Here is a 9,902-nt window from a genome sequence, read left to right as displayed (position 1 = left end):
AAAACACGCTGACTCTAAAATGGACCACCTTTACGGGGTCCGATGAAAATAATTTCCGCCAGGCGCTTCATCAAACCATTGAAGAAATTGATTTGCTGGATAAGAAAAAACAACGCATCGAAGGCGGACTGGAAAATTTACTCAGCAATAAAAAAAATCAATTCAGGAATTTATCTTCTGCACTTCAGGATAAACTGAAAACTGCAGAAAATGCCTTGCTAAAACTGCAGGAGATCATACGTGAGTTTCAAGAGAAAAATTTACCTGAAGCAGAAACCATAAATCAATCATTGCTTCAATATGCCGGGTTAAAATCGAAAAGCACCGAACTTGAAACCGTTTTAAAAGACCTGAAGGATTCGAACGAAGTTTTGAATAAAGCCAGGAAGGAAAACGAAGAAAATATCCGGTTAAAAACGGAGCTTTCGGAGCAACACCTTGCATTGAAGGGTAAAATAGAACTACTTCAAAAATCAATAAAAAATCTTCAGGAACAACTATTACTCGATCAGGCGAAACTCCAGATTGAAGGCTTTCGACATTTGTTAAAAGAAGGCGAACCTTGTCCTCTATGCGGCTCCACACATCATCCCGACTCCGCCTCACATTCAGAACCCGGTCACACGGAGCAAAAAATCAAAAACGATGAGCAGGTTTTAAAAGAGCTGGAGGAACAAAACCAAACGCTTACAAGTAAAATAAATTCAGTTGAGCTGAAATTACAGGTCCATGAAAATTTTACCCGGGAAAAAAATAAGCGCATTGATGAACTGAGCAAACGAAAGGAAGAGTTGATTGAGCTTTTAAATGCCTTCCCTCAACTTTTTTCTGAAAATCCTTCAGAAATACATGCCAATATTGAGCATCAGGAACGTGTTTTGCAGGAACAAAAACAAGAGGCCTTGTCGCTCCAACAGCTTTTAATGCTGCAGGATGTTTTACTGCAGGAAGAGAATGAGAAAAAGCAATTGAAGGAAGTCCTCAACAAATTAGAATTACTCAATAAGGGCCTCCCTGTAAAAAAAGAATGGGAATCCGATCGCACTGCATTGGATGCTTCGCTTCAAATGATAAATCATCTTGCGGAAAACCAGGAAAAATTGGGACAGAACAAAAGGGAAGTTGAGCAGCAGCTTTTGGACATTCAGAAAAAAATAAACGCGCTGCTTCTTCATGACCAATTCAAATCAGAACAAGATGTAAAGGAGGTGTTGCTATTGGAGGAAGAAGAAAAACGCATTGTAAACCTCAAAAAAAATATTGAAGAAAAACTCACCCGGATCCAACAAACACTCAACGATTCTACCGCACGCCTGGCAGAAATCGGAAAACAAAACATAGCGGATCGTCTGCCCGACCAATTAAAAACTGAACTGGATTCGAAACAGAAAATGTTTAATGAACGAAAAGAAGATCAAACCCGATTAAAAACAGAACTGGAGCTCAACGAAAAAGCAGAAAAGGATGCTCATTCACTGCAACAGGAAATTCAGGAACTTGAAAAATCGAAATGGAAATGGGACGTGATGGATCACCTGATTGGTGACGCAACCGGTAATAAATTTTCCGCCATTGTGCAGGATATCACCCTAAACCAACTGGTTTACTTTGCCAATCAACGCCTCAAAGAATTGTCGTCGCGCTACCAATTGGTAAAACCTCCGGAACGAAACAAAGAATTACAAGTGCTGGACCTGGATCTGGGCGCTTCTCTGCGGGATGTAAAAACCTTGTCGGGCGGCGAAACATTTCTTTTAAGTCTCTCCCTGGCATTGGGATTATCTGATCTTGCTGCAGGTACCGTAAAAATTGATTCCCTCTTTATCGATGAGGGCTTTGGTACGCTGGACCCGGAGACGCTGGACCTGGCCATTAACACTTTAGAAAAATTGCAGTCCGACGACAATAAACTGATAGGAATCATATCGCATGTTGAAGCTTTAAAAGAACGGATTGGCACTCAAATACAGGTAATTAAAAACGGACACGGAATTTCCACCATTCGTATTGAGAATTAAGCGCCTAAACGGAGTTAGATTACTATTTTTTTATTTTTTATATTTGCACTTCATCAATAATTATAGTTTTGGCAATTGTTCAATTCTCTCGTCCCGAAAATGATTTTTTCGCTTCGTTACGGTCAGCGGTAAATCAGTACTTCGAAAAGGAAAATAAAAAACAAAGCGGAGATTTTCGTCTATACCTTAAAACCATTGTTTTTGTAACCGCAGCAATCGCTGTATATGCAGTGCTCATGTTGGTCAACCTCCAATGGTACATTGCGCTTCCGCTTGCTTTTTTAATGGGCCTTTTACAAGCCTTTATTGGATTTAACGTAATGCATGATGCTTGTCACGGTTCCTATAGTTCCAAAAAGAAAATCAACGATCTCTTTTCCCTTTCAATGAACGCACTCGGAAGTGATGCCTTTATGTGGAAACAAAAACACAATATCGTTCACCATACTTACACCAATATCGACGGTGTGGATGACGATATTCAGAAGGCTCCTTTAATCCGCATGGCACCAACACAGCCACATGTTTGGGCACATCGTTTGCAATTTCTTTACATCATTCCGCTTTATGCCGTAAGCACCATTTTCTGGCTCTTACTCAAAGATATTCAGGAATATTTTGCTGCCAAAGCTTACAATGTAAAAGTGGATAAAATGAAACCAAAAGAACATGTTATTTTTTGGATTTCTAAAGTGTTGTACATTTTCATTTACATCGTTGTCCCCATTTTTGTATGGGGATGGTTTGGCTGGTTAATGGGCTTTATAGCCATGCACGTTGCACTCGGTTTAACATTATCTCTGGTATTCCAATTGGCTCACGTGGTAGAAAATGTGGAGTTCGAACACGCACACGATGAAGGGGTAACCAAAATTGAATCGGAATGGGCTGTTCACCAATTAAAAACGACTTCCGATTTTGCAGTACAAAATAAATTTGTGAGCTGGTTTTTAGGTGGACTCAACTACCAGGTAGAACACCATCTCTTTCCACGGATTTCTCACGTGCATTATCCTGCCATTCAGCAAATCGTAGCACAAGTGTGTGCGGAATACAATGTAGCTTATCATTCATTCCCAACAACACGTTCTGCCCTTGCATCACATTTCCGCCATATGTACAAACTCGGTAAAAATAACTGAGGAATGTACCGTATTGAATTGTTGCAAACCAATGTAGGCTATCGTTACAATTTTCGTCAGGGTGATTCCGAAAAAATCATCACCTGGGCGGGTAGCGACGAAGCCATGAATATTCCTGAAAAAGGACTCGCTCTCCGAATCAAGGAAAGCCTTGAAAAATATCCGGTTTACTTCGATGCGAATGATAATATGATCATTCCTTCTCCTCTGTATTTCTTACTGTCGGTACAAAAACAAGGCGTTCAGCATTTGATCGCTCAAATTGAAAACTGGCCCATTTTCTGGAGTCAGGATGCCTTTTTCCACCGCTCCGAAGATCAACGCATTTTTGCTGCACAGGAAGGCGTTGCACGCTTCGTAAAGTCGTTTTTAGAAAAGGAAAACATTCCGTTTCACTTCTTACCCTTTGCCGATTATGGCGATTGGGACGAATTGGAAGAGGACGATTTTCTGAATGAAACTGAATTATCCGCATTACGAAAATGTTTCGAATCACTGAGTGAAAAAGAAAAAATTGCAGTGCTCTACATTGCCTTTAATTCCCCTCACTTTATTTCTGCCATTGCATGGATAAAAAATCAATTTCCTTCCGACGAAAGTTTTGCGCATTATTCACTCGTGCTCGAAGGGATTGTTTGTCCGCTTAACATGGATGCCGACGATTTTGAGAAGGAAGTTCACCTGCGTGAAGAAATGTTCAACGAAGTCCGCTTTTTTGTAGACTCACTTTAAACGCCTTAAAATCAACCTGTTGGTTAAGGTCTTTCGATTAAAATATTTCATTAAATTTGTTATCCCATACAAAAAACCAAAATAAGCCATGGCAAGTAAAACCTACATTGTTCCTCACGATTTCACTTCGGTGGCCGATACAGCATTAAATCACGCGTCGGTAGTAGCTAAAACAACAGGTGCAGAAGTTATTCTATTACATGTTGTATCTAAACCTGCGCAGATCGATGAAGTAAAAGGAAAACTGGAAAACATTGCGGCAGAAGCGTCGAAAGCAGGAGGTATTTCTTGTCACGCTAACGTTCGTATTGGAAATATTTTCGACGACATCGGAGCTTTTGCTTCCGAACATAATGCATCACTCATTTTTATGGGTACGCACGGTGCAAGAGGATGGCAGAAAATTGTTGGATCAGATGCTATGAAAATCATCACCAACAGTGAAGTGCCATTTGTTGTTGTTCAACAGAAAAAAATTAAAAACAACGGGTACGACGATATCATCGTGCCAATGGATTTAGAACGCGATACCAAACAAAAATTATCGATCGTTGCCGACATGGCAAAGTACTTTAATTCGCGTATCCATATCGTTCTTCCGAATGAAGATGATGAATACCTCGTGCATCAGTTAAATTCCAATATTGCCTTCGCGAAAAAATTCCTCGGAGATCGCGGTATTGAATTTACCACCCGTATTGCAGAAGGTTCGCTCGATAAAGAATGTGTTCGTTTGTCGGCAGAACTGGATGCAGACCTTATTGCAATCATGAATCACCAGGGTAATCGTTTAACCGGTGGTATGTTTGCCAACTCCGCCGAGCAACAACTTATTACCAACGATGCAGAAATTCCTGTTATGATCGTTAACCCAATCGATACCGGAGTAAGCGGATCTGTATTGTTCAGCTAATCGTATGGTACAATCGTATAACCCGGGTGATTTTCATCCGGGTTTTTTTTGTTACTTTTTTTCGTCTGCCACATTCTAATTGCATGAGATTAAAAACAATCCTCCTGTTCCTCGTTTTAAGCGCCTGTAATGCTTCTTCAGATGTTGAAACAGTCCAACTTGCGCCGGGAGACAAAACAACAGCAGACAGCCTTAAAACCGATTCCGTTTCAACTCCAACTACACGGGTAGAAGAACTTCAACCTGTTCCGGATTGCAACTGCACGGAATACCGTGTAAAGAATTATGCGGGGAGCGACAGTTCTTCGCTCTCGTTCGAAAAAAGATTTTACCGTAAAGTGAGAGAAACGCCGGCGGGTGTATATGTGGAAGAATTTTTTGAGCACGATAGTTTACTCTTTCTGGAATATGCCGACCCTGAAAAAGCAGCGGCGATTCGACAATTAAACATTAGTGGTTACAACGGAGAGCTTCCCAAAGAATTTGCTCGTTTTACCGGAGTAGAAAATTTGTTTATTCATGAAGGTTCCATCAGCGATTTTGTAGCGCTCTTTCCAAAATTAAAATCCATCCAGTGTTTTGGCGGAGAAATAAAAATGGACGCCATCGCACCGCATCTTGAATTTATCAATATTGGCAAGGGAAGCATCAAAGGATATCATTCGTTTAAACAAACACCAAAAATAAAAGAGGTGCATATTGGAGCTTCTTTTCCGGATACGCTTCCGGTGGATGTAAAAAATGCACCTTGTATGGTCTCACTCAATTATGCTCAAAATCCTCATTTGCATTTAGACATCAGTAAAATGGATTTTAGTGGTCACAGCTGTATAAGGGAAATTACATTGTTAACCTATGACAACGGGCTTTCAGGAATGCCGGTTGGACTTGACAATCCAAATTTGAAATCCATTTATCTGTGGAAACAAGGATTAAGCAAAGAAGAAAAAGAATACCTGAGGGAGCTGCGCAAAACAGGAAAAAAAATAACCTTTCCCGATTGGAAATAATTAATCGGCGTAATTGTTTTGTTCCAGTCGCACTTTAATTTCTTCGATGTGTTTTTCTTTTTTGGCCTGACGCAGTTTGATAGCTGAGGCCGTAAAATATTTATGCATGGTCAAAAACTTAACCTGCATTTCATCCCACGAACGATCAGAATTAATAATTCCCTGCTCACGTAATTCACGTCGCAAGGTGTCGGCAATCTCATGAAAATCATCCCTGCCTAAATAATCTAAATCCGCATCGCAAATAATTTGTTCGAGGTGACTTTGCGGATCGTGAGGAATAATGGTTGCTTTAATTAATCGCGCTACTTCCTCTACCTGTTCTGGTGTATAGCCGTATTTAGGAAGAATCTCCTGCGCCATGCGGATACCGATCGGTTCATTCTTAGCATACTGTTCTACAAATCCCGCATCATGATACGTAGCCGCACTTTTTAAGGTGAACATCTGATCATCCGTAATTCCTTCCATCAGCGCAAAACGCTCCGCTGCCTGTACTACATCATAGGTATGGTGAATGCCGTGATAATACAAATGAGAAGGTAAACGCTCACGGAGAATTTTCATAATGTGACGTTCAGCTTTATTGTAGTTAATGGAACTGTAAAGGTGAAGATCGACATACTTCCAGAACTTTTCATTCGGCTCCAGCCCTAATCCATCAATCGAAAGTTCCGGCTTAATGCGATGTACATAGTACATATCAATCTCGCCCTTATTCTTCGCCGCAACTTTTCCACGGTAAGTACATTCAAAATATGGCTCAACCAAATCGAAAGTGGTTCCCGAAATATTTACCATTCCGGGTTCGCTGGTAATTTGCATCCGGTTTGCGGTATTCACGGTATTACCCCAGATATCGTAAGCAAATCGTTTGGTTCCGATAACTCCGGCAATTACTTCTCCGGTATTAATTCCGATGCGCAAATCCCAGGCATCATCCGAATGTCCACCCGCACTGTCTTTAAGCTCGTCCATATAACGCTTAATCTCAAGCGCTGCTAAAACGGTATCAATCGGATTACTTTTGGAACGGATCGGTACTCCACCGGCGGCCATGTAGGAATCACCAATGGTTTTTATTTTTTCAAGATTATACTTCTGAATGATTTCATCAAATCGGATGAAGTAAGCATCCAGCTTTGCAACCAAATCAGAAGGACGCATCCGTTCTGCAATTTTTGTAAATCCTACGAAATCGGTAAACAAAACGGTAACCTGACGATAACTGCGCGCCGAGGCTTTTCCGCGCGACTTTAACTCCTCCGCGGTTTCTTCCGGCAAAATATTAAGCAGTAATTTTTCTACTTTATTTTTCTCCTCTTCAATGACTTTTTTCTGACTCTCAATTTTCTCCTTCTGCTCCATCACCTCGTGTGTACGCTCGCGAACTTCTCTTGCCAAACGTAATCGTTGTTTTTTGATGTTGTATAAACGCGCCTGGTTAAACGCAATAAATCCGCCTAACACCAATACAATCATTAAAGTCCTGAACCACCAGGTAGCCCAAAATGGAGGCGTAATGATAATGGTTAATGTAGCGGGACGTTCCGACCAGTAGCCGTCGCTGTTGCATGCGTACACTTTAAAGGTGTAGGTGCCCGGAGGAATTTTATTATAATTCGCTACACTGTTGGTTCCCGATTCAATGTAATCATCATCGAGACCTTCCATAATGTACCGGTAGCGATTATTGGATGGATTAGAAAAATGTAAAGCAGAAAAATCGATGGTTAAGCTGTTTTCTCTATAGCCCAACGTAAGCTCTTTTAAAAAAGGTGCAGTTTCTTTTATTTGTGTTTTTGCATTTCCTTTTAAAGGTTTATTAAATAATAATACTTCGGTTATTACCACCTCGGGTGATATGGTATTATCTTTTAATTGATTCGGATAAAAAAAGTTGAAGCCTTCTATCCCGCCAAAAAACAATTCGCCGGATTTACTTTGATGAGCCGCTCCAATATTAAATTCATTACTCTGCAATCCGTCTTTTTCTAAATAATTTCTGAAGCGCTTACTCGAGGGATCAAAACGCGACAAACCATAATTGGTACTCATCCACAATCGACCATCCTTATCTCCTAAAACAGTATACACCGCGTTATTCGATAAGCCGTCGATTTCAGAAAAACTACGCACGACTTTTCCATTATCCGGATCAAACTGAATTAATCCGCTACCATAACTGCCTAACCAGAAAAATCCTTTTTGATCTTCATAAATACTGGTAAGCAAAATGTCGTCGCCAATTTTTCCTTTTATAAACGCTTGCTTATAACTTTTAAATGTAATGCCGGAAGCGCCTTCCTGAACCAGGGCAAGACCTTCACCATCGGTGCTTACCCAAACCCTTTTTTTCGAATCGATATAAACAAAACGAGTGGCATTGGATGGAAGAGAAAGTGGATCGTTGGCGTTGTTCTGAAAAAATAAAAACTCACCATTCTGTTTGTCAATTCTGCTCAATCCTTCTTTGGATCCCACCCACAAAAACTTTTTGTCTTTGTCTTCCACAATGCTGTAAATACGATTGTCGCTAAACTCATTCGAGTTTCTTCTAAAGGGAACGGGATCAAAACGCGCAGTGCGTAAATCAGAAGATAACTGCAGCCTGAATAATCCATCTACCGCTCCTACCCACACGGTTTGTTCATCGTCGATGTAGAGCGACAAAACAGAGTTGTTTCCAATGGCGTTAGGATTGTTGGCAGCGCGATTATAGCGTAAAATCAAATTGTTTTTCCGGTCCACCCGATTTAATCCCTGACGTGTTCCCACCCATACAATTCCGGCGCGGTCTTCATAGATGCTCCAAATAGTGCGATCGTTCAAACTGTTTATTTCATCCACCGAACTGGTGATTTGTCCGAAAACCTGTTTCACCGGATCATATTTACTCAATCCCTCATTGGTTCCAATCCAGATACAACCACTGCGGTCTTCTAAAATACATTGCACCAGATTATCGGCTAAACTGGTATTGAGATTATCGTGATGGCGAATATTGTAAAAACCTTTATCTGAAGAAAGATCTTTTAAATCCACACCGCTTCCTGTTGTACCTACATACAATTGTTTGTTTTTGGTAATATACAGCGTGTGTACTGTGTTGTTGGATAAAGAACCTGATACACCGGGCTGGTGATTGAAGCGCTGAACCTGGAGTTCGCCATTGTTGTCCTTTAATTTAAGCAGACCATTATTTGTTCCAATCCACAAATAACCATTTTCATCCTCAATGATTTTCCAAATGGCATCGTCAATCAATGGATGATTCAATCGATCGAAGCGTTCATATTCTGTATTGTATTTTAACAATCCTTTTCCGGAAGTCCCTGCATATACTTCTCCGTTTTTATTTACGATTAAGCATTGAACATTGCGCGCTTCTTCTCCTTTAAAAACATAAGTGGTGGAGCGCGATTTTTTCTTGTCGAATTTATTCACCCCGTTGCCGGTGGTGCTAAACCAAATGAATCCGTTTTTATCTTCCGCAATATCGGTTACAATGCGGTTTTGGGGACCTAAATCATAACGGACGAATTCTTCTGTTCGTGGATCAAAACGATTTAATCCGCCGCCATTTGTTCCAATCCACAAATAGCCCTCGGAATCTTCGAATATAGCGTGAACAAAGTTGTTGGAGAGACTATTTTCATTATTGGGGATCTTCTTGTAAATAACAAATTGATTGCCGTCGTACTTGTTTAAACCATCCTGAGTGGCAATCCAGATAAATCCCAGTTTATCCTGTAAAATATCGTTGACGAGACTTTGAGATAATCCGTCGTTGATATCCATGTTCTCAAAGCGAATCTGCTTGTTCTGTGCCGGCGACACAACAACGGTAAAAACAGCAAGAATAAAAAGCAGCAACTTTCTCATAGATTCAACCTGAATCAAAGTTAATAAAGGAATCTAAGAAAGAGAAGAAATAAGATGAAGCTTATGATGAGGGTCAGACTCTCACGCCAATAACGAGGATATCGTCCACCTGCTCATAATTACCTCTCCAGCGATCGATGGATTCGGACAAGACCATACGTTGCTGATCCATCGATTTACCTTTAAGATTTAAGAGCAAATC

General features: G+C 40.6%; 6 protein-coding genes. 5 read left to right on the top strand and 1 reads right to left on the bottom strand.

The window, feature by feature from the left end; genetic code table 11:
* From K1X56_13665 to K1X56_13645, 5 genes are all read left to right on the top strand, one after another.
* Nucleotides 1-2,018 (top strand): hypothetical protein (locus tag K1X56_13665; protein MBX7095764.1); only part of this gene is annotated, 2,018 nt, incomplete at its 5' end.
* Nucleotides 2,019-2,050: 32 nt separating this feature from the next.
* Entirely contained in the window at nt 2,051-3,160 is a 1,110-nt protein-coding gene (locus K1X56_13660) for an acyl-CoA desaturase (protein ID MBX7095763.1), read from the top strand.
* Between the two features lie 3 nt (nt 3,161-3,163).
* The gene (locus tag K1X56_13655; GenBank protein ID MBX7095762.1) at nt 3,164-3,892 is read left to right on the top strand and encodes a hypothetical protein; all 729 of its coding nucleotides are present in this window, start codon (nt 3,164-3,166) and stop codon (nt 3,890-3,892) included.
* 88 nt (nt 3,893-3,980) lie between these two features.
* A complete protein-coding gene (locus K1X56_13650; GenBank protein ID MBX7095761.1) occupies nt 3,981-4,805 on the top strand; it encodes a universal stress protein in 825 nt (274 codons plus the stop codon).
* 83 nt (nt 4,806-4,888) lie between these two features.
* Entirely contained in the window at nt 4,889-5,815 is a 927-nt protein-coding gene (locus K1X56_13645) for a hypothetical protein (GenBank protein MBX7095760.1), read from the top strand.
* Here the strand turns inward: K1X56_13645 and K1X56_13640 are convergent, their stop codons facing one another.
* Nucleotides 5,816-9,700, bottom strand: coding sequence for a hypothetical protein (locus tag K1X56_13640; GenBank protein ID MBX7095759.1), 3,885 nt, complete (start codon nt 9,698-9,700; stop codon nt 5,816-5,818).
* Nucleotides 9,701-9,902: the final 202 nt, after the last annotated feature.

The organism is Flavobacteriales bacterium, from assembly GCA_019694795.1.
Taxonomy (GTDB): domain Bacteria; phylum Bacteroidota; class Bacteroidia; order Flavobacteriales_D; family UBA2798; genus UBA2798.
Note: the sequence above shows the minus strand (reverse complement) of the source record. Positions and strands in the feature narration are given on the sequence as shown.